Source organism: Pedobacter nutrimenti, from assembly GCF_003208655.1.
GTDB classification, from domain to species: domain Bacteria; phylum Bacteroidota; class Bacteroidia; order Sphingobacteriales; family Sphingobacteriaceae; genus Pedobacter; species Pedobacter nutrimenti.
Genome location: NZ_QKLU01000007.1, coordinates 236,910 through 257,989, shown reverse-complemented (window position 1 = coordinate 257,989; position 21,080 = coordinate 236,910). Strand labels below are relative to the sequence as shown.

16 protein-coding genes are annotated in these 21,080 nt (G+C 44.3%); 4 read left to right on the top strand and 12 right to left on the bottom strand.

Annotation, left to right across the window (positions count from 1 at the left end; all coding sequences use genetic code 11):
• The first annotated feature begins 115 nt into the window (after positions 1 to 115).
• A complete protein-coding gene (locus tag B0O44_RS19215; RefSeq protein WP_110833724.1) occupies positions 116 to 1,027 on the top strand; it encodes a UbiA prenyltransferase family protein in 912 nt (303 codons plus the stop codon).
• Between the two features lie 22 nt (positions 1,028 to 1,049).
• Here B0O44_RS19215 and B0O44_RS19210 read toward each other — a convergent pair whose 3' ends face one another.
• The 3 genes from B0O44_RS19210 to B0O44_RS19200 form a co-directional block, all read right to left on the bottom strand.
• A complete protein-coding gene (locus B0O44_RS19210; protein WP_110833723.1) occupies positions 1,050 to 2,300 on the bottom strand; it encodes an MFS transporter in 1,251 nt (416 codons plus the stop codon).
• A 67-nt stretch (positions 2,301 to 2,367) separates the two neighbouring features.
• Complete coding sequence (locus B0O44_RS19205; RefSeq protein WP_110833722.1) at positions 2,368 to 5,346, bottom strand: glycoside hydrolase domain-containing protein; 2,979 nt, start codon at positions 5,344 to 5,346, stop codon at positions 2,368 to 2,370.
• 174 nt (positions 5,347 to 5,520) lie between these two features.
• The gene (locus B0O44_RS19200; protein ID WP_110833721.1) at positions 5,521 to 6,366 is read right to left on the bottom strand and encodes a siderophore-interacting protein; all 846 of its coding nucleotides are present in this window, start codon (positions 6,364 to 6,366) and stop codon (positions 5,521 to 5,523) included.
• Between the two features lie 215 nt (positions 6,367 to 6,581).
• On the opposite strand from B0O44_RS19200, the gene B0O44_RS19195 reads away from it, so the two are divergent.
• The 3 genes from B0O44_RS19195 to B0O44_RS19185 all read left to right on the top strand — a co-directional run bounded on the left by B0O44_RS19195 (position 6,582) and on the right by B0O44_RS19185 (position 9,931).
• Positions 6,582 to 7,769, top strand: coding sequence for a DNA alkylation repair protein (locus B0O44_RS19195; RefSeq protein WP_245943721.1), 1,188 nt, complete (start codon positions 6,582 to 6,584; stop codon positions 7,767 to 7,769).
• Positions 7,770 to 7,900: 131 nt separating this feature from the next.
• A complete protein-coding gene (locus B0O44_RS19190) occupies positions 7,901 to 8,530 on the top strand; it encodes a class I SAM-dependent methyltransferase (RefSeq protein WP_110833720.1) in 630 nt (209 codons plus the stop codon).
• Positions 8,531 to 8,923: 393 nt separating this feature from the next.
• Positions 8,924 to 9,931: a LacI family DNA-binding transcriptional regulator gene (locus tag B0O44_RS19185; protein ID WP_110833719.1), complete on the top strand. Its 1,008-nt coding sequence runs from the start codon at positions 8,924 to 8,926 to the stop codon at positions 9,929 to 9,931.
• A 39-nt stretch (positions 9,932 to 9,970) separates the two neighbouring features.
• On the opposite strand, the gene B0O44_RS19180 is transcribed toward B0O44_RS19185, so the two are convergent.
• The 9 genes from B0O44_RS19180 to B0O44_RS19140 all read right to left on the bottom strand — a co-directional run bounded on the left by B0O44_RS19180 (position 9,971) and on the right by B0O44_RS19140 (position 21,055).
• A complete protein-coding gene (locus tag B0O44_RS19180; protein ID WP_110833718.1) occupies positions 9,971 to 11,596 on the bottom strand; it encodes an NADP-dependent glyceraldehyde-3-phosphate dehydrogenase in 1,626 nt (541 codons plus the stop codon).
• Positions 11,597 to 11,626: 30 nt separating this feature from the next.
• Entirely contained in the window at positions 11,627 to 13,000 is a 1,374-nt protein-coding gene (locus B0O44_RS19175) for an MFS transporter (protein WP_110833717.1), read from the bottom strand.
• 39 nt (positions 13,001 to 13,039) lie between these two features.
• Complete coding sequence (locus B0O44_RS19170) at positions 13,040 to 13,699, bottom strand: bifunctional 4-hydroxy-2-oxoglutarate aldolase/2-dehydro-3-deoxy-phosphogluconate aldolase (protein ID WP_211321414.1); 660 nt, start codon at positions 13,697 to 13,699, stop codon at positions 13,040 to 13,042.
• A 21-nt stretch (positions 13,700 to 13,720) separates the two neighbouring features.
• Positions 13,721 to 14,755, bottom strand: coding sequence for a sugar kinase (locus B0O44_RS19165; RefSeq protein WP_110833715.1), 1,035 nt, complete (start codon positions 14,753 to 14,755; stop codon positions 13,721 to 13,723).
• Position 14,756: 1 nt separating this feature from the next.
• Positions 14,757 to 16,157, bottom strand: coding sequence for a glucuronate isomerase (uxaC, locus tag B0O44_RS19160; RefSeq protein WP_110833714.1), 1,401 nt, complete (start codon positions 16,155 to 16,157; stop codon positions 14,757 to 14,759).
• A gap of 24 nt (positions 16,158 to 16,181) precedes the next feature.
• The gene (locus tag B0O44_RS19155; RefSeq protein ID WP_110833713.1) at positions 16,182 to 16,997 is read right to left on the bottom strand and encodes an SDR family oxidoreductase; all 816 of its coding nucleotides are present in this window, start codon (positions 16,995 to 16,997) and stop codon (positions 16,182 to 16,184) included.
• Positions 16,997 to 17,827 carry a 5-dehydro-4-deoxy-D-glucuronate isomerase gene (gene kduI / locus B0O44_RS19150; RefSeq protein WP_110833712.1) on the bottom strand — a complete coding sequence of 277 codons (831 nt, stop codon included), beginning with the start codon at positions 17,825 to 17,827 and terminating at the stop codon, positions 16,997 to 16,999. The genes B0O44_RS19155 and kduI overlap by 1 nt, the downstream gene beginning before the upstream one ends.
• A 66-nt stretch (positions 17,828 to 17,893) precedes the next feature.
• Entirely contained in the window at positions 17,894 to 19,546 is a 1,653-nt protein-coding gene (locus B0O44_RS19145) for a UxaA family hydrolase (protein ID WP_110833711.1), read from the bottom strand.
• An 18-nt stretch (positions 19,547 to 19,564) separates the two neighbouring features.
• Positions 19,565 to 21,055 (bottom strand): tagaturonate reductase, encoded by a 1,491-nt coding sequence (locus B0O44_RS19140; RefSeq protein WP_110833710.1) that lies wholly within the window; start codon positions 21,053 to 21,055, stop codon positions 19,565 to 19,567.
• Positions 21,056 to 21,080: the final 25 nt, after the last annotated feature.

Below are 21,080 nucleotides of genomic sequence, written 5' to 3'. Positions count from 1 at the left end.
ACACTTTGCCCCATTGGCAAAAGATTCAGCAAAAATAGCGCTGCCTTACAGCAAGGTATGTTTGTTTTGCAGCTAAATTTCTTAATTTCACCCGTAGAAATCATGCCAGCTGCCCATGGGCTTAAAACTTATTAAATCCATATTTTTCGGGAACTACTTTATCGGTTTGCTGGCTTTGGCCTTAAGCCTTGAATCGAGTATCCAGCTGAAGTTACCCTTCAATTCTTTTTGGTATTACCTGCTGATTTCCCTTGCCCCTATCGTGTACTATACCTATGCCTATATGGGGGTCAATAAACTAAGTACCTCTTCCAACCCAAGAATCAGATGGTATGCGCAGCATGCAGATTTCGTCCGCTGGAGCCAAATCCTTTTATCTGCAGCCAGTCTGCTGATCTTTTTGTATCTTTTTGTACACAACTTTTATGCAATTTTTCACCTGCCGGTATACTACTGGCTCATTGTCTGTTTGATCTTACTGGCCGCCGCATTATATTATGGCTTGCTGCCTTCCTATTTCTTTAACCTTAACCTTAGGAATACCGGATGGTTAAAGCCTTTTATTATCGGATTCGTATGGGCATGCACCGCAAATGTTCTGCCCCTGATTGTTCTTAAGATAGAAAAAGGAATAGGTGGCACAGAAAATATTTTCTGGTTATGGCTTTTTGTAAAAAACTGGATGTTCTGCACCGTAAATGCAATCATGTTTGACATTAAGGATTATGAAATTGATGCCAATAAACAGCTTAAAACCTTCGTGGTGCGCATGGGTTTAAGGAAAACCATTTTCCAGGTATTGATCCCTTTATTGTGTATAGGCATGTTTTCTCTTTGCATTTTTGCCTATACGCAGCATTTTAAACTGATCAGTGTCCTGTTTAACCTGCTCCCTTTTTTGCTGACCATCCTTGTGGCTTATACCCTACACAAAAAAAAGAACATTCTTTTTTACCTGATTGTCATAGACGGCCTTATTTTAATTAAGGCCCTTTGCGGAATTGCCGGGGTGCTGCTTGCCCGCTAAGCAGCCGTTTCCGGACAAAAATTCAATCTCTTTCAGCAGAAATACTTTCCCGGTAAGCCTGCCTTTTTTTGCGACTCTGTCTTAGAAAACGAAGTAATAAAACCCCGATCAACAGGGTAATTAAACCCTGAATCAAAACCGTATCCGGTGTTCCCACCCATTGGGAAACCAATCCGATCAGCAAACCTCCAAGCGGTTGCATCCCAAAAAAGGCCATGGCATAAAAGCTGATGACCCTTCCCCGCATGGCCGGATCAACGGTAGTCTGGATCAGGGTATTACTAATGGTGATCTGGGACATCATCCCAAAGCCGGTAATCCCGGCAAAAAGAAGGGCTAAAGGATAATAGCTGGTATGTGAAAACATCAATAGCCCGGCTCCAAAGATCAGGGTATTTCTGGCCAGGATTTTTCTCAGGTCCCTTCCTGGTTTTAAGGAAGCCAGGTAAATGGCCCCGCAAAAGGCCCCTAGCCCAATAGCACTGTCAATGACCCCAAAAGTTGATGCCGTTCCTTTAAAAATATCTTTTGCATACACCGGTATCAGCGTACTGTAAGGCAATACCAGTAAACTGATCAGGGCCAGCATGAGCAGGACAAAAGCAATGGAGGGCGTTTTTTTGATATAAGCAAAGCCTTCTTTCAGCTCTCCTACAATATTTTTGGTATGAACTTTCGGGACAAAGACAGGCAATTTCATCATCAGCAAAGAACCAATGACCGCAACAAAACTAAACGCATTGATCCCAAAACAAATGTCCTCCCCGAATTTTTCCAGCACCAGCCCAGCAATCCCGGGACCAATCAGGCGGGATAAATTCACCATAGACGAATTAAGGGCCAGCGCATTGGGTAAATCTTCCTTATTGTCTACCATATCGTAAACCAAAGATTGCCGGGCGGGGACATCAAAAGCATTGATCAGGCCCAGTAAGGCGCTGAGGGCAATAATTTCCCAGACAGAAAAATTTTTAAAAAAAATCAGCGCCGTCAACAGCAGGGCCTGCACCATAGAGGCCACCTGGGTAATGAGCAATACTTTATAGCGGTTGTAACGGTCTGAAACCACCCCGCCCAGGAAAGAAAAAACAAAAGACGGAAACAGGCTTGCAAACAGGCTCAGGCCCAGCATGAACTTGGAGTGTGTCTCAGCATAAATTACCCAACTTACAGCAGTTTTTTGCATCCATGTACCGATCAGTGAAATGGATTGTCCACTAAAATACAAACGGTAGTTACGGCTTTTAAATGCGCTGAAGGTACTTATGTTCATGGCCTTTGTTGTATGCTTACCTTACAAACATAATGCCTGTTTAAAACAGGTCATTTCTAATATTCAATTATTGCACCCTCAGCAACAGGCCCTTCCCTTTTTCTACCGGAATACGTTCCCCAGTCTTAAAATTTCCTGCTTTTTGAAAATGTGCAATTTCAGCGGCGCTGATACTTACTTTTCCAGGATCCAGCCCTAATTTGGTCCAGTCGATTTGTAAAGCAACCTCTACATCCGAGCTCTCCCAGCTGGCCAGCGAAATCAGTACCTGATCTTTCTTTTTAAATACTGTAGCCAGAACCTTTGCATGGTCTGTTTTTACCGGACAATTCTCCGACCAGTAACCAATCATTTCCGATCCTTTCATCCCAAAATCCGACCAGGCTTTCCACAATGGCCTGGGATCGCTCCCCGTTGACCAGCCCAACCTGCTGGTCATACCGTACAGCATTCCCCGCCATGGGTTGCCATCATCCTGCAACATCTCTCCCATCAGTCCAAAGGGCACACCACTGACTTCGGTCAGAAAGAAATCCGGATCATTTTTCTGATAATCAAAATACTCCCCAAACCACAAACGGTTCAGGTAAGGAAAATGTTCCATATACAGAATGGCACTGTTGTTAAAGCCGTCACTTTTATTGTATTGATTTGCAGAATGAAGGTCAATAATACCAGGATGACCGCCCGCTGTCAGCACCCGTTTAATTCTTTTCATGGTTACCCGGTCAAAAGCAACGTCATCCAAGTAAATCCCATCTATGCCCACCTGTTGTACCAGCCAGTTCATACCTTCCACATAGTAATTGTGCCAGCGGTTCATTCCGCTGTTAATGATTGCCGCATCCTTAATTTCCGGAACAAACCAGGCCGCAATATAATTGCTGTCCAGGTGCTCCTGCAACCAGCTGAAACCACCTCCTTTTCCGGCCGAATAAACTTCTGTTCCCAGGCTTCTTAAAGCAGGCAACTCATAAGCATGGTTGGAAAGCTCCCGGACCGTATTGTAAATTTTCACTTTTAAGCCCTTTGAATGAGCTTCATCGATGTAAGTTTTCATTTTTTTTGACTCAATGAAAGGATAATTGATCCAGGGGTTAACAGGTGTTGCGTGATGGATGTTCACCACTGTTGCCCCAGTTGCCTTTATCGAATCCAGGTTATTGTATTTATGATAAAAACGGTTGTCCCACTGAAAATCGGTATTCAGGGGATGAAAAGGTGTAATCAGTAAATTGAAATTAAAATACAGTTCTTCTCCTTTTTTCATCGAGCGGCTTCCTGTGTAATTGTCTGCCAGGATGGACTTGCCTTTTTCATTGACCTGGATCCCTCCTTTATTTTCATTGCCCCATGATTTTGGCAGAACCAATGGTTTTTGCAGGTAAAAATTGGTATTCAATGGCCTGGAATAATTTTCGTCCCTGAGGTTATAATACAATCCGGCATTCACTGCACCTACCCATAGGGCATCCTGATTTTTATGGGCCACATCCCATTTCCATTTCAATGTATCGGGTCTCAGCCCACCCTTTTCGCCCAGTCCCATCAGGTACTTAGCTGCTGTTTTTTCAAAAGGAATATGAAAATTTACATTGCTGAAGTTCACATCAGCCAGTGCAGTCACTTTTACGGTATAATGCACATAGCCATCAAATTCCAGGCTGCCAGCCACGTCCATTCTGAGGTGTTCAGAAATACTGTTTGCCGTCCATTTTACCGTGCCCGGTGTTTTTTCTGTCAGGACCAGGTTTTCTGCCTTAAACTTTTCTTGTTTTTTAGCATCGTTATAAAAATGAAAATGAATAGGTTCGGCAAGAATGTTATTCCCTTTTTCGGTGTAACCCGTCATTTCGGTATTAAAGAAAGTCTGAATCTGTTTGGGAAAACCATCCTCGTTGATGTCCAGTTTCCGGCCTAAAAGGCTAATGCTGTTGCCTTCTGTTTTTAAGGGAATATAGGGAGCAACTACTTTATTTTCCTGAGCCAGGGCCGAATTCAGCCAGTTTAAGCGGCTTTGTTTCACAGGCTCGTTCAATCCGTGTGCAATGGCTTGTTTCCCACTAACCCTCAACTCAATAGGCACCATCTGGTCTGGAAAACCCGCTGCCTGAACGGTAAAATGTCCCTTATAGGTCCCGGCCTGCTGTCCGTCCGGAATATTCACCATACACCACATGGCCTGCACCCTGGATTTTCCGACCTGCACGTTTTTCTTTAAGGGCAGGTTGTCATAGGTGGTCCCATCTGTATTGATACAGTTCATCACTGTAGCGGAAATCCGCTGACCCGCTGCATTTTTTAAATCCCCAAAACGGATCTTTACTGATTTAAGGTCTTCAATGGCATAAATTCCCAGTTGCAGGGCATAATATTCTCCCCTGTCGGCAGTTGCTGAAAAACGGTAGTCGCTTTTTCTTTCTATCCAACGATAAGGCAGGTCTTTTTCCATTTTAATGGGAAACATTCTGTCTTCCGGAAAAACCATAAATCCCTTACCAGAATTCGTTCTGCGCAGCAAAGCCGTTTCCTTTTTTGTGGCAATCACCTCCATGGGATAAAAACTATTGAAGGCATTGATGGCCTGTATTTCCTTCGCTACTGCATTAACCGGCACATTTTCGGTCTTTGCAATCCAGCTGGCCTCGGCACTTTCAGCAGGCTTCAGGTACACCCCTTTGGGGTAATTGCTGCGGCCTTCATTTTTATAGGGCAGGTAATAAAGGTAATAATCACCAGCTCCCCCTGAAGTTTCAAACCAGATTTCCCCACTTTCCCTATTCACATTCGCAGTATGCACCTTAGTGATCCTCTGACCGCTTGCATCGGTAACGATGATGGCTTTTTTCTGGGGCTGATCATCCCTTCTGCGCCAATTGACCAGCACATGGGCAATTCTGCCTGAACCCTTGAACTGAACCACAACCCTGTGGTTACCCAACGAATCGGCATTCCAAGCCTCATTGGAATTGCTGTATTTTAAAATTTGTGCGTCCAGTTTCATCCCGCTCATCAGGATGCATGCGAATAGGAAGATAGGTTTCATGCAGGTTATTTTATCCGGGCTTATGTTTTAATTAAACAGAAGCTAAGATAAAAATATAAATGTTTAAGCAATCCCTTTAGCTTTTCATTTCTATCGCAAAGATATTACGTCAGGCTACTCAATAGCGCCCCAAAAACAATAAAAGGAAGCAGGTGCCTCCTTTTATTTTATTTTTTAAGCCAGGTGTTTTGCTTCCTGCTGCTCCTGGTGCCTGTCTTTCACCGACCCCTCTTCGCTGACACCAAACTTCCAGTAAGAATAGGCATACAGTTCTTCGGTGCTCCAGTTCTGTTCCTTCCGCAAAAACTGACGAATGTCTTTTACACTGGAAAATTCTGCCGCGACATAACCGAAACGGCTTCCACTGGCTTTATCCGGCAAATCTGTAGAACGGACAACCGCTGACAAAAGATCCTGCGCTCCCGGATGGGCATTGTGCAACCAGTTGATTTTTATACCGGAAGGGGCTTTCAGCAGTTGCTCGTCCTGAGGGCTCTGTACTTCAATATGCGCAATGCCTTTCGCATTTTCCGGTAAGCGCTCCAGTATGGCTGCAATGACGGGAATACCTGTTGCGTCAGCAACCAGCAGGTACCAGTCTGCCTGTGGATAGAGCTCAGTCGGGGCTGCTTTCATAGCAACCCCCAAAGGATCACCTTCTTTTGCCGAAATGGCCCAGGCGGAAGCAGGTCCGCTGTCTCCATGAGAAACAAAATCGATAATCATTTCTTTTTTATCCAGGTCAAATCCCCGGTGGGTATAGGTACGAACCGAAGGTCTCACCTCTTCCGGGGGAAAGGTCCATTCATTGCTTTCAAAATTATAGTCTGGAAAAAACACTTTGTTCACACCTGCAGGCGGAATAAAGATTTTATTGTTTACCCCTATTGTGGTTCCGGCAAAAAGGGGCACATCAGCTCCTGTCAAAGTAATCCGGATGTAATGTGGGGTGATGTATTCTTTTGATTTCAGGTAAAGTTCTGCCTGCACAATTGGGGGTCTTTTTCCTTTGTCACTCATAGTTTCAGGGGCTTTATTGTGCCTGTCTTAGCCATACCCTTATGGTATGGCTAAACAGGACTTTTATTTATCTAACCAAATATATTCCATCTGGATGCCCGGTATGGTGTCAAAAATTCTTCTGCAGAACTTCTGTTACCAAAGCACAAGGCAAATATACATTACTTAGAATCATTCTAAATAATTTATTCCTTTATGGCATTAATCTGACAGTTATGCCTTCTGCACAGCCGGTGCACTTGTTTAACTTTAAGCTTTGGGTAACCAAACGTACATCGCACAACAAACAACTGACCTTCATGGGATTATTAAAAGACATTTATTCAGAAACATTTTACAGGAGCCTCGCCGGGAGCCTGGCGGAAGTCCTTCCAGATTTTGACAAAACACTTTTTTTAAAAAAGACCTGCATTCCTGATTTCTGTAAAATGGAACTTAAACAGCGAATGCGACATACCACCAATGTCATCCATGAATTTTTGTCCGCTGACTTTCCTATAGCAGCGTCCCAGCTCAAAGCACTCATTGTACAGCTGAAAAAAGATGGTATCGGAGGTGAACTGGTCTTTATTTTTTTACCCGATTATATAGAATGTCATGGTCTGGAACATTTTGAAGCTTCGGTAGAGGCGATAGAGTTTGTCACCCAGTTTATCAGTTGCGAATTTGCCGTCAGGCCATTTTTATTGAAGTATGGCCAGCGTATGATCAAACAGATGGAAATCTGGTCCCTTCATGAAAACCATAAAGTCAGAAGACTGGCAACAGAAGGTTGCAGACCAAGATTACCCTGGGCAATGGCTTTACCTGAACTGAAAAAAGACCCTACCCCTATTTTGCCCATACTGGAGAATTTAAAAAATGACCCTTCTGATTTTGTGCGTAAAAGTGTAGCCAACAACCTGAACGACATTTCTAAAGATCACCCCCAGGTCGTGCTCGGTATTGCTGCCCTATGGAAAGGGATCAGCAAAGAAACCGATGCCATCATCAAACATGGCTGCCGCACCCTGCTCAAACAGGGACATCCGGATATACTTGCCCATTATACCCTGGACAGCTCTGCAGTGGAATGGAGTAATTTTCAGGTCCTGAGCCCTGAAGTTGCCATAGGTAAGCATTTGGAATTTTCATTTCATGTTAAAAATACATCCAAAAAAGCCCAGATTATCCGTTTGGAGTATGCTCTGTATTATAAAAGGCTAAATGGACAACCTTCAAAAAAAGTCTTTAAAATCAGTGAAAAAAGTTATCTGGCCAATGAAGGGGTACTGGTCAAAAGAAAACAGAGTTTTAAAATCATCACCACCAGAAAATTTTATCCAGGACCCCATCAGCTTTCAGTCATCGTTAACGGTTCTGAAAAAGAACTGAAGACCTTTGTATTGACTGAAGCAGAATAAAAAAGAGTTCAGTTTCTTTTTCTGCGCAAAATCATCTTTTTGTCAGAAAAGCATCAGACCTTCAATCGTCTTTTTGCCTTCAATTCCCCAAAGATAGTTCTAACTTAGGGAATCCCTATGTGAATTGAAAAATGAACAACAACTACAACAGAATTGCCAGGTATTATGATTTTCTAAGCCGTGCCGTATTTTTCAAAGCGCAAGTCAATGCCCAAACAGATCAGCTTGGCTATATTCCCCCCGGTGCAAAAATACTCATCGCCGGCGGTGGGACAGGTTGGATCTTAAACAAAATTGCAGAGCTTCATCCTGAAGGATTGCGCATTACCTATATAGAAATCTCTTCAAAAATGATTCATCTGGCTCAAAAAAGGAACCTGAGGAACAACAGTATTGAATTTGTCAACACGGCCATTGAAGATTATAAAGGAAGCAGGCAATTTGATGTGATCATGACGGCTTTTCTTTTTGATAATTTCGGGAAAGAAACCATGGAAACCGCTTTCAGCAAGTTAAACAGCCTTTTAAAACCAGAAGGGCTCTGGCTCTTTTCAGACTTCAGCAATCAGGTAAAAAGAAATAATTTATGGCAGCGTTTTTTATTAAAAACCATGTACCTGTTTTTCAGGGTTGTTTCCAATGTAGAAGCCAGGGAACTGATTGATACCCGGGTCTACTTTAGAAAATACAAACTCAAAAAAATCATTCAGAAGAGGTACTATAAAAACTTCATTAAAGCAGTTGTGTATAAAAAACTCTAAAAACAAGGTTGAACTTCAAATAAAAAAACCAGGCAATCCTACCTGGTTTTTTGTCAAACAAAACAAAACTTAGATCTAACCAAACATCTAATATTTTAAGCAGAGAACCTGCTGATGCCATTCACATGGCGGAGTTTTTAAATTTTGCAGTGATCTTTCAATCATTACTCTGCAAATATAAATTATAATCTACTAATTTAATAGACTATTTTAATTTTTAACATTTTAATAACATGTAAACATAAAAATTAACATTTCATCAATATTAAAACCAAAAACAAATCATTTTAAAAACTAAACCTTAAAAAACACCTATTTAACACTTAAGAAAAAAACCAAATCTGCATTTTTATTCTTATCCATATAAACTATTTTTGTTTGTTATCTTTGACTATGGGTATTAATTTAAAACAACTCGCAGCTGAACTTAAGCTCTCTACCTCGACCGTATCACGCGCGCTGCATGACAGCCACGAGATCAGTATCGAGACCAAACAGAGGGTAAGGGAAATGGCAGAAAAGTTGAGTTATCAACCTAACCCTTATGCCAGCAGTTTAAGAAAACAAAAAAGCAAGACCATTGCGCTGGTCATTCCTGAAATAGACAATAATTTTTTCACCCTTGCCATTAACGGCATAGAAGAAGTCGCCCAGAAAAAGAGCTATCATGTGTTAATTTACCTGACCCATGAAGACCTGAAAAAAGAAGTGGCCATTGCAAAACACCTGCTCAGCGGAAGAGTGGATGGCATTTTAATATCGGTGACCAGTCAGACAGAAGACATAGAACACCTGAAAAATTTATACGATACAGGCATACCCCTGGTTTTCTTTGACCGGATCTGCGAACAGATCGACACCGCAAAAATTACTACAGACGATTACGACAGCGGGTATAAAGCGACCCGTCACCTGCTCGAGGCAGGATGTAAAAGGATCGCTTATTTACAGGTCTCTGAAACCCTTTCCATCAGTAAAAAAAGGTTTGCAGGTTTCCAGAATGCCCTTTTGGAACAACATATAAAAACAGAACCCGGATTGATCCTCACCTGTTCGGGCACAGAAGAAGAAAACCACCAGCAGATCAAAAACCTGTTACAGTCGGCAAATCCCCCAGATGGTATTTTTGCATCGGTCGAAAAACTGGCGGTCACCTCTTATCTGGTTTGTAATGAACTGAACCTGAACATCCCGGAAAAAATCAAACTCATCAGTTTTTCCAATCTGGCTACGGCCCCCCTGCTCAGCCCATCCTTAAGCACCATTACCCAACCTGCCTTCGACATTGGTAAAAAATGTGCGGAAGTGTTGTTTAATATTATTGAACGCAGGGCGATGGAAGATTCTAAAGCCACGACAGTTTTAAAATCCAGTCTGATTGCCCGGAATTCTACCAAATAAAAAAGGCTGCCTGCTTTAAGCAAACAGCCCTGGTTTTGATCAGAACAGGTATTTAGTACTTAAAAAATTAGAACTGTTGCTGTCTATAATTTCGTTGATCAGCTTTTTATTGCTTTCGTTTAATTTACTGGCCACCAGTGATCGGATCGAAAAAGACCGTAGGGCATCTACCACAGACAAAGTTCCTTCGGCACTGTCCTTTCTGCCCGTAAAAGGAAACACATCCGGACCACGCTGACACTGACAATTGATGTTCACACGACTCACCTGGTTCACCAGCGGGTCAATCAGGGCGGCCACTTCTTCTTCGTCATTACTAAAAATGCTCACCTGCTGCCCGTGCGTAGATTCGATCAGGTATTCAATCGTTTCCTCCAGATCGTCAAAAGGCACCACCGGAATGACAGGTCCGAATTGTTCTTCCGTATAGAGTTTCATGCGGTTGTTTACCGGATAAACAATGGCGGGGTAAACAAAAGAAGCTGCCGTCAAACCACCATGTTCATTGACCACTTTTGCACCATGGGACAGCGCATCTTCTATACATTCCTTCAGATAAGCTGGTTTCTGTGGTTCTGGCAATGGGGTTAAAGCCACGCCCTCCACCCAGGGCATACCGATTTTTAATTTGGCAACAGCCTGGGACAGTTGTTCCAGAAATTCGTCGGCCAGAGACCTGTGGATAAATATAATTTTCAGGGCGGTACAACGCTGTCCGTTAAAAGAAAGCGCACCCAAAACCGTTTCCTGCACGGCCAGTTTCAAATCTGCCTGTGCGGTAATAATGGCTGCATTTTTCGCATCCAACCCAAGAATGGCGCGGAGCCTGTTGATTTTGGGATGCAGTTTTTTGAGTTCATTTGCAACTTTACTCGATCCGATCAGTGTAAGCACATTGATTTTCCCGGATTTCATCAGCTCGGGAATAATCTTATTTCCCCTTCCATAAATCGTGTTCACCACACCTTTTGGAAAACAATCCCGGAAAGCTTCCAGTAAAGGATAATGCAATAAAGTACCATGTTTAGGTGGTTTGAACAAGAGCGTATTGCCCATAATCAATGCCGGGATCAGGGTGGTGAAGGTCTCGTTCAAGGGATAATTAAAAGGTCCCATACACAGCACCACACCCAATGGGGAACGCCTCACCTGTGCGACAATGCCTTGTTCTATGGTAAAACGCGAAGACTGACGGTCCAGGTCCTTCAGGGCATCAATGGTGGCATAAATGTATTCTACGGTCCGGTCAAATTCCTTTACAGAATCAGCATAGGATTTTCCGATTTCCCACATCAGCAGTTTGACCACCTCATTCTTTTTTTCAATGATCCGGTGGGTGAACTTTTCCACGTGGGCAATCCGGTCGGCCACGCTCATCGTTGGCCACTCCCCACGACCGTTGTTGTAAGCCTGTACAGCTGCATCCAGTGCTTCCATCGCCTCTTTCTCACTACAAAGCGGGTAAGTTCCGATCACTTTAGGTTTTAAACCTTCTGCTGTGCGGATGTAAACAGGAGAAATCACCGTATGTACTTCACCTGCCCATGCATGCATGCTCCCATTGCTCAGGTATTCGCGCTGGTGCAACTCTTTTTCCAAACGGAAGGCATCAGGAATAGCCTGCTCCTCAACAAAAATGGAATGGAGTTCTTCTTGAAAATTCATTGGTTTTGGTTTATGGTTTTGATTTAAGCTTTAAAGATTTGTAATCGGTCTGTATTTGGGCACCAAAGATTTCATGACCGTCCAGGCCAGGATATAGGCAAGTGCACAAATCGCAAACATAATGGTATAACCCGTCTGGATATGTCCCAGGCCTTTATAGTAATCAAACAATCCACCCCCAAGTTTAGACATGAATACCCCTCCAAGTCCGCCCGCCATTCCGCCGATTCCAATGACAGAACCCACAGATTTTTTAGGGAACATGTCAGAAACGGTTGTAAAGATGTTTGCAGACCAGGCCTGATGGGCAGAAGCTCCTATACCAATCAGGATCACCGGAAGCCAGACACTGATGTGCCCCAACGGCTGGGCCAGCAACACCAGCAAAGGGAATAAGGCAATGATAAACATGGCCCGCATTCTTCCATCGTATGGGGCATACCCCTTTTTCATAAAATACATTGGAAACCAGCCACCGCCAATACTTCCGATCATGGTCATGCTGTACAATACCGCCAAAGGAATCATAATTGCGGTATCGTCCATTCCGTACTGAACTTTAAGATAGGAAGGCAACCAGAACAAAAAGAACCACCAAACCCCGTCGGTCATAAATTTACCAAAGGTAAAGGCCCAGGTTTGTTTGTATTTGAGCAATTTAAACCAGGATACTTTTTCAGCTTCGGTTTCAGAAGCAGAAGGCACAATCGCCTGCTGGTCCGGGTCGCATAATATATAATCCAGCTCTGCTTTGGACAGGCGCTTTTGCTGCTCGGGTTTCTCGTAAAACATAAACCAGAAAATCAGCCAGAGGAAGCCCACAGCACCAATCACCAGAAAAGCGGCTTCCCAACCCCAGTTGTGGGCAATCCAGGGAACAGTCAGCGGGGCCAGAATAGCCCCCACATTGGCCCCAGAATTAAAAATACCCGTTGCCAGTGAACGTTCTTTTTTTGGAAAATACTCTGCTGTGGCCTTAATTGCCGCAGGAAAGTTACCCGATTCCCCAAAACCAAGTACCGCTCTGGAAAAGACAAAACCCAGTACAGAAACAGACACACCGGTAATGCCAATTAACCCAAGCATAGATGCCAGGCCTTCCCCTACAGGAATCGCTTTGGCATGCAGGATTGCCCCTAGTGACCATACGATCAGGGCGACTGCATAACCCCATTTGGTACCCAGTTTATCTACAATTCTTCCTGCAAAAAGCATGGAAATCGCATAGACCAGTTGGAAGGCTGCCGTAATATTTGCATAATCGCTGTTGGTCCAGTTGAACTCGGCTTCTAATTTTGTATGCAAAAGGCTAAGCACCTGTCGGTCAAGATAATTTACTGTGGTCGCAAAAAACAACAAGGCACAGATCGTCCAGCGGTAATTGCCCATTTTAGTCTCTTTCATTATATTTGGTTTTGGTTGGTTTTGTTGATTGTTTGGTGTTTATCTTGTTCTGCTGACCATTTCCAGCGTCTTTTTGGTCAATGCTGCAAGCTCATCGTAATTTTTATGGTCCATAATCGCTTTACTGATGAGTTTACTGCCCATTCCAACGGCACAAACCCCCGATTTAAACCATTTGGTCATATTGCCCTCTTCAATTTCCACGCCACCGGTCGGAATAAACAATTGGCCTGGAAACAGTTCTTTTACAGAGGTCAGGTACAAAGGCCCAAGCAGATTGGCCGGAAACAATTTAATCAGGCCGGCTTTGTGCTGATAGGCAATATTGATCTCTGTCGGAGAAAAACAACCTGGTACCCACAATAAACCCGCATCATGCACCAGCTGCCCTACCTGGGGATCTACCACCGGACAAACGATAAAGTGTGCGCCCGCCTTCAAAAAAGCGTTTGCTTCGGATGTGTTTTTAATGGTTCCTATGCCCAGATGAAGGTCGGGCATTTCGCGTTCCACCTCTTTAATCAGAAACTCAAAATTGGTCAGGGCTTCTTTTCCCCTGTTGGTATACTCCAGCACCCGGACACCCGAGGCATATAAGGTCCTGATGATGTCCAGGCTCACAGCCGCATCTTCATAAAAAAACAATGGCAGTAAACCCTGATCTGTAATGGCCTTTAAGGAAGTTTCTTTCGTCTTCATCAGTATATATTCTTGTGGTTCTTAATGTATAGATTCAATTATTTCATAGGCTGCTGCCTTTTGCTGAACGTCTTCTGATTTTACAGTGGTCGCATCACTTTCCACAAAGAGTTTGGAAAAAGCGGCCGCTGTCGCAAAATCAAGGCTCTGTTGCGCAGATTTTCGCAGGTAAAAACCGTAAATAAGCCCGGCCATATAACAATCGCCACTGCCCACCTTATCCACGATCTTTTCAGAACGGTATTCTTTAGAAACATGCAAATGGCCTTCTGTAAACAAAGTACTGTAATACTTTACCCCTTGCTCATAATCAAAACGGAAGGTATTGGCCACTACTTTACATTTGGGAAACAAGCCCATCAGCGCTGTGGAACTTTTTAAAGATTGCTCCAGGTAAAGTTCTTTTTTGTCCTGGACAGCAATATAGTCCGGAACAGGAATACCCAGCATTTTTTCTGCGGCCCAGAGGTTTCCCATCACCAGGTCACAGTAGCCCACCAGTGCCGGTAAGACCTCGAGTGGTTCTTTTCCATACTTCCACAGTTTGGCCCTGTAATTCAAGTCTATGGAAATGTAAATTCCCCTCGCCGAGGCTTCCTGAAGGGCTTCCAGACATAAATTGGCCGCCATTTGGCTCAATGCCGGACAGATTGCACTGAAATGAAACCAGGAAACCTCTTTAAACACTTCTTCCCAGTCAATTTTTCCGGTCGGTAAAGTTGCAAAAGAAGAATTTGCCCGGTCATAAATCACCCCTGCATTTTTCATGTCCTTGCCCTGGTGCAGGTAATACAAACCGATGCGGTCACCATGGTGTTGCACCGCTGTGGTGTCAATGTTTAGTCCCCGGATGTAATCCAGCAGCTGGGCCGATAAAGTATTGTCGGGCAATGCCGTTAAATAAGCTGAGGGAATGCCCCACAAAGCCAGGGCCGTTGCCACGTTCAATTCTGCACCTCCAACATAAAAGGGCAGATTGTTATTTTTCAGCCAATTGCCTTCCACATCCGGACAAATCCGGAGCAGCAATTCTCCAAAGTTAAGTACCTTCGCCATATTAGAAATTGAAATATTGTTTGGCGTTAAAATAGCAAATATCTTTAACTACTTTGCCCAGCCATTCTATATCCTCCGGCAATTCGCCCTTTTCCACATCTTCCCCTAGCAAATTGCAAAGCAGCCTTCTGAAATACTCATGTCTCGGAAAAGAAAGAAAGCTTCTGGAATCGGTCAGCATGCCCACAAAACGGCTCAGCAAACCCATATTGGATAAAGCATTAATTTGCCTGGTCATGCCATCTTTCTGGTCCAGGAACCACCAGCCCGATCCAAACTGTATTTTGCCCACTACTGTTCCGTCATTAAAATTACCGGTCATGGTCGCAATCAACTCATTGTCGGCCGGATTGAGGTTGTACAGAATGGTCTTTGTCAGCTGGTTGCTGGAATCCAGTCTGTTCAAAAATTTCGACAATGCCGGTCCCTGTTGAAAATCACCAATAGAATCCCAACCTGTATCCGGTCCCAGGCGTTCGAGTAAACGGGCATTGTTATTTCTCAATGCACCCAAATGGTATTGTTGCACCCAGCCTTTTTCATGGTCCCAGATGGCAAAATGGTAAAGCATTGCCGACTTAAACTGCAATACTTCCAGTTCTGACAACGGTGCCCCGTGGATAATCTGATCAAAGATCCCCACAATTTCTTCATCCCGGTAATCCTGGGCATACATTTGTTCCAGACCATGATCCGAAAGCAAACAACCGTTTTCAGCAAAGTAGTCGTGCCTGCTTTTCAGGGCTTTTAAAAAAGTATTAAAATCAGTGATGCTTAGTCCGGAAACCTTTTCCAGTTGACCAATATAGGCCACCAGTGCAGGAAGATCATCAGCATTCATGGCCTTGTCCGGGCGGAAAGCCGGCAAAACCTTTACTTCAAAACCAGACTCGCGCAATTGCTGATGAAAAGCAAGATCATCGGTCGGATCATCGGTGGTTGCCACCACTTTTACATTCATTTTACGCAAAAGGTTGCGCACAGAATATTCAGGTGTCTGCAGTTTAGCGGTACACTCGTCATAGATTTTTCTGGCGGTCGCCGGTGATAAAATCTCATACACATCAAAATAACGCTGCAATTCCAGATGGGTCCAGTGATACAAAGGATTTCTAAGGGTATAAGGAACGGTTTCTGCCCATTTTTCAAATTTCTCCCAATCCGAGCGGTTTCCGGTAATGTATTCTTCCGGAATCCCATTTGCCCGCATGGCGCGCCACTTGTAATGGTCACCATACAGCCAAACCTGCGTCAGGTTTTCAAAGTTACGGTCCTGGGCAATCTGGTCAGGTGGTAAATGACAGTGATAATCAATCACTGGCATTTCCCTGGCATATTGATGATACAGCACTTCGGCTGTTTTGTTGTTCAGTAAGAAATTTTCGTCGATGAATTTTTTCACGCAGCTATCTTGTTATGTATTTAATTAAACCCCTCCGAAAACAGAGAAACCACCATCCACACAAATCATGGCCCCGGTTACAAATTTAGAAGCATCACTCAGCAGCCAGATCAGGGCCCCCTTGAGCTCATCCGGGTCCCCAAAACGCTTAAATGGCGTTTGCTTAATCACTAAAGCTCCCCTGTCGGTATAACCTCCATCTGCTTTGGTCAACAGATTGCGGTTCTGCTCGGTCAGGAAAAAACCAGGTGCAATGGCATTCATACGAATTTTATCTCCATAACGGTAGGCCATTTCCACTGCAAACCACTGGTTGTAATAGTCTACACCCGCCTTGCCCATGTTATAACCCAGTACTTTGGTAATTGCCCTTTTCGAATTCATGGAAGAAATGTTCACAATACTTCCTTTCCCTGTAGCAGCAATAGATTCACCGAAAACCTGGGTAGGAATAATTGTGCCCCATAAGTTCAGGTCCATTACCTTTTTCATTCCGGCCAGGTCCATTTTAAAAACATCCTGTTCCGGGGCAAGAACACCTTCCGGCTGGTTACCGCCGGCAGCATTGACCAGGCCATCGATGCGGCCAAACTTTTCCAGAACCTGCGTTCTGCAGGCTTTCAGTTCTTCTTCATTCATCACATCGGCCACCAGGGCAATGGCCTGACCACCGGCCTGGTTAATGGCATCTGCACGTTCCTGTGCAACCTGCGCATTGCGGCCCAATATCCCTACTGCTGCCCCTGCTTCCACCACTGCGTTTACAAATGCACCGCCCAATATTCCGGTACCGCCGGTCACTACAATGACCTTACCTTTTAAAGAAAATGTATCTTCCATTATCGTATATCTTGAATTGCAACGGGGTCCATATCCGCATAATCCAGGTTTTCACCACCCATACCCCAAATAAAACTGTAATTTTTTGTACCGCTTCCCGAATGGATACTCCATGGCGGGGAAACCACGGCTTCATGGTTTGCCATTAAAATATGACGGGTTTCCTGAGCCTCGCCCATATAGTGGAACACGCGCTGGTCTTCTTCCACGTCAAAATAAAAGTAGGCTTCCATCCTTCTGTCATGAACATGCGCCGGCATGGTGTTCCACACGCTTCCATTGGCCAGAATGGTTAAACCCATCACCAGCTGACAGCTTTGAATGCCATCTTTATGAATGTATTTAATGATCCTGCGCTCATTAGCAGTGCTCAGGCTGCCCATGTTTGTAGAAATGGCGGCTGCATGCTGCAACAAAGTAACCGGATAAGTCGTATGGGCTGGTGTAGATAAAATGTAAAATACTGCAGGGTTCGCTGCATCTTTACTTTTAAACTTTACTTCTTTGACACCTTTACCGGCATATAAAGCATCCAGTTTATCTACCGCATAGGACTGGCCATCTACTTCCATAAAGCCCGGACCGCCCACATTAATTGCACCCAGTTCTCTTCTTTCCAGAAAATATTCCGAACGAAGATTGGGGTAATTGCCCAGCACTACTTCTGTACTCACCGGAAAAGCCAAACCGACCATCATCCGGTCATAATGGGTATAAGCAAAATTTACTTTATCTTTTTCTTTCAGATCGCTCAACAAGAACCGTTCTCTGATCTTTTTTGTATCGTATGATTTAAAATCATCCGGATGTACCGCATGTAATACTTTCATCTGTTAATTTTTTATATATGTTTTCTTAAGAATAGGTTTTAAAACCTAAAGCTCCTTTATTTTTTTCTATAATGAAACCCCTCTTTTCCAGGGGATAAAATCATCCTGCCGGTGTTTTACTGCTTTCACCTCCTGTTTACCGCTGGCCACTTCAATCACATAATTTAAAATCCGTTCTCCGGCCTGCTGAATGGTTTCCCTGCCTTCAATCACCGGACCGGTATCCAGGTCGATAATATCATTCATCCGGGAAAACAACCTGCTGTTGCTCGAAATTTTAACCACTGGGGCAATCGGGTTTCCGGTAGGTGTACCCAGACCGGTGGTAAACAAAACCACATTTGCACCCGACCCTACTTCTGCTGTTGTAGATTCCACATCATTGCCCGGGGTACACAATAAATTGAGCCCGGCCTTATTGACTTTTTCCGGATAATCCAATACCGCAACCACAGGAGAAGTACCTGCTTTTTTAGCAGCCCCCGCAGATTTAATCGCATCGGTAATCAGGCCGTCCTTAATATTTCCCGGGGAAGGGTTCATATCAAAACCAGAACCTGCTGCTGTTGCCCGGCTGCTATAGGTTCTCATCAGGTCTACGAAACGTTCTGCATCTTTTTTATCCAGACAGCGGTTGCTCAGGTCCTGTTCCACCCCGCAAAGTTCTGGAAACTCGGCCAGGATGACCGAAGCGCCAAGCGCCACCAGTAGATCTGAAGTATATCCAATAGCCGGATTGGCAGAAATTCCGGAAAAACCATCTGAGCCACCACATTCCAGGCCAATACAAAGTTTGCTCAAGGGAGCAGGTTTCCTCAGGTCCTGATTGGCCTGGATCAATCCGGCAAAAGTCTGCCGGATGGCCATTTCCAGCACATCAGATTCAGTACCAATACGCTGCTGGTCCAGCACATATAAAGGTTTATCAAAGTGACTACTCCTTTTACGGATTTCTTCCATTAAAATATCCACCTGTGCATTCTGACAGCCCAGGCTTAAAACCGTTGCACCGGCCACATTGGGATGGGTAATATAACCCGCCAGCAGGCCGCAAAGGGTTTGGGAATCCTGCCTTGTCCCCCCGCAGCCACCGGTATGGGATAAAAACTTAATCCCATCGACGTTGGGGAACAAACGGTTGTTTTTCTGTACCTGTTCGGTATAGGTAAACTGTGCATTTAAAATTTCATTAACACCCGCACCTTTTTGATAAAGGGACATCAGTTCTTTGGCCTGAAACTGGTAATTTTCATTCCTTCCATAACCCAGATTATTGAGTAACGCTTCCTGTATCACCTCCACATTTCGGTTTTCGCAAAAAACCATAGGCACCACCAGCCAGTAGTTCGCCGTGCCCACCTGCCCGTCTGCACGATGAAAGCCATCAAAGGTCCGCTGTTTCCATGCACTCACATCTGGGGCCGTCCAGCTGGTCTGCTGTTCACTGACCTTAAAATCCGTAGAAGCATGTTTAATGTTGGAGGTACTGATCAGGGAGCCTGCTTTTAAGGCCACTTGTGTTTTTCCCACCAATACCCCGTACATGATCACCTGGTCTCCGGCAGCAAGGTCTGTGGTGGTAAATTTATGTTTTGCAGGGATCGCCTCCTGTAAAATATAGCGTAGCCCCTCATAAACGATTTCCTGGTTTTCAGAAAGATCAGACAAAGCGACGATCACGTTGTCTTGCGGGTGGACTTTCAATACGCTGTGTTTCATTTAAATTTATTTCTATTCTTAAAAACTAAAGGCAGACATGGCCTGTTTCAGCCCGTCCTTTTCAATGGAGTTATAATAATTTTGTACCGAGCCTACAAATCCGCTCACAGCGTCCAGGTCCATTCCCCAAAAGGCCTGGTCCTTTAACACCTGTTCTACATAATCTGCTGGGGAAAGGCATTTTTCATTGAAATACGCAGCACTGTCGTCATTGATCAGGTAGGTTTTCTCTCCGGTGGCCCCATAATACAGACCGTCTTTTTCAACCGAATGCATGAAACGCAGAAAGGCCGCCATACCAAATGCAATATGCTCAGGGACCTTTTGAAACACCTCATTGTATTTTTGAAGTACAGGCAAAATTCTGATTTTCATTTTCATACTGTATTGTACAGTAATGTTTAACCAAAGGTGTTCAATATATGGGTTCGCAAAACGGTCCAGTACAATTCGGGAAAAATCCAGTGCATCATCTTTATCCACCGAATAAGGAATAGCCGAAGCAATTTCCTGCTGCATCAGCGAGGTGATGTAATCCCTTAGAAACTCATCTTTCATTCCGTTTTTAACGGTATCAATTCCGGCAAGCACCGCAATTCCACAACTCAGGGTATGGGTACCGTTCAGCAAACGTACTTTCAGCTCTCTGAAACGTTCAATATCTTCTGTAATGACTACACCCGGATCAGCCTGAGCAAATTCCAGTACTCCAGCAATTTGCTGGCTGCCCTCAATGGCCCATAAGCGGTAAGGCTCAACCATAGAAAGCAAGTGGTCTTCATAACCCAGTTCCCGGGTCAGGTGATCTACCGTTTCTGCGTCTGGTTTCCCCGGAACAATCCGGTCTACCAAAGAGTTACAAAAATGCACATGAAGTTTAAGCCAATTTAGAAATTCCTGACCGAGCGCATTGAAATGCGCCAGTTCAGTAACAATTTTTTCCAACTGCTTACCATTATCCGGAATCAGTTCAGTTGCAATCACCACCAGGCCCGCCTGCGGGGCAGCATCAAAAGCCTGATATCTTTCAAACAATACCGCCAGCAATTTTGCCGGAAAGGATTGTGGGGGAAACTGGCTGATGCTTTCCTTAACCAAGGCGATGCCTACCTCAGTGGTATTGGACACCACCAGGCGGAGCTCTGGCTGCCGGGCCACTTCCAGGACTTTTTCCCATTCCCTGGCAGCAGACAACACCCTACTGATCGCGCCTGAAATTACATTTTCTTCCACAATCGCACCTTGTTCTATCCCCCGCACACATAAAGTATACAGATTGTCCTGCTGTTGAAATTCAAGGGCCGGGCCACCGGTCGATTTAACCACCACTACTCTTCCTTTAAACAGTCCCTGCCGGTTGGCTTTGTCTATAAAATAGTCCGGCAGGCCACGCAGCAGTACACCTGTACCAAATTGCAGCACTTTTTCCGGAAAGCTCAACATTTCTTCTGCCGGTACAAGGACATTCCCTGCCTCTATATTCTTTAAATTTCCCCTAGATAAGATCATACAGTCTCCGTAAATTCATTTGGTC

Excerpts from the sequence above, each read along its gene's own strand:
- B0O44_RS19165 (WP_110833715.1), bottom strand. The coding sequence starts at position 14,755 with ATGGCGAAGGTACTTAACTTTGGAGAATTGCTGCTCCGGATTTGTCCG.
- B0O44_RS19155 (WP_110833713.1), bottom strand. The coding sequence starts at position 16,997 with ATGGAAGATACATTTTCTTTAAAAGGTAAGGTCATTGTAGTGACCGGC.
- B0O44_RS19210 (WP_110833723.1), bottom strand. The coding sequence starts at position 2,300 with ATGAACATAAGTACCTTCAGCGCATTTAAAAGCCGTAACTACCGTTTG.
- B0O44_RS19190 (WP_110833720.1), top strand. The coding sequence starts at position 7,901 with ATGAACAACAACTACAACAGAATTGCCAGGTATTATGATTTTCTAAGC.
- B0O44_RS19170 (WP_211321414.1), bottom strand. The coding sequence starts at position 13,699 with ATGAAGACGAAAGAAACTTCCTTAAAGGCCATTACAGATCAGGGTTTA.
- B0O44_RS19175 (WP_110833717.1), bottom strand. The coding sequence starts at position 13,000 with ATGAAAGAGACTAAAATGGGCAATTACCGCTGGACGATCTGTGCCTTG.
- kduI (WP_110833712.1), bottom strand. The coding sequence starts at position 17,827 with ATGAAAGTATTACATGCGGTACATCCGGATGATTTTAAATCATACGAT.
- B0O44_RS19205 (WP_110833722.1), bottom strand. The coding sequence starts at position 5,346 with ATGAAACCTATCTTCCTATTCGCATGCATCCTGATGAGCGGGATGAAA.
- B0O44_RS19140 (WP_110833710.1), bottom strand. The coding sequence starts at position 21,055 with ATGATCTTATCTAGGGGAAATTTAAAGAATATAGAGGCAGGGAATGTC.
- B0O44_RS19215 (WP_110833724.1), top strand. The coding sequence starts at position 116 with ATGGGCTTAAAACTTATTAAATCCATATTTTTCGGGAACTACTTTATC.
- B0O44_RS19195 (WP_245943721.1), top strand. The coding sequence starts at position 6,582 with ATGCCTTCTGCACAGCCGGTGCACTTGTTTAACTTTAAGCTTTGGGTA.
- B0O44_RS19145 (WP_110833711.1), bottom strand. The coding sequence starts at position 19,546 with ATGAAACACAGCGTATTGAAAGTCCACCCGCAAGACAACGTGATCGTC.
- B0O44_RS19200 (WP_110833721.1), bottom strand. The coding sequence starts at position 6,366 with ATGAGTGACAAAGGAAAAAGACCCCCAATTGTGCAGGCAGAACTTTAC.
- B0O44_RS19185 (WP_110833719.1), top strand. The coding sequence starts at position 8,924 with ATGGGTATTAATTTAAAACAACTCGCAGCTGAACTTAAGCTCTCTACC.
- B0O44_RS19180 (WP_110833718.1), bottom strand. The coding sequence starts at position 11,596 with ATGAATTTTCAAGAAGAACTCCATTCCATTTTTGTTGAGGAGCAGGCT.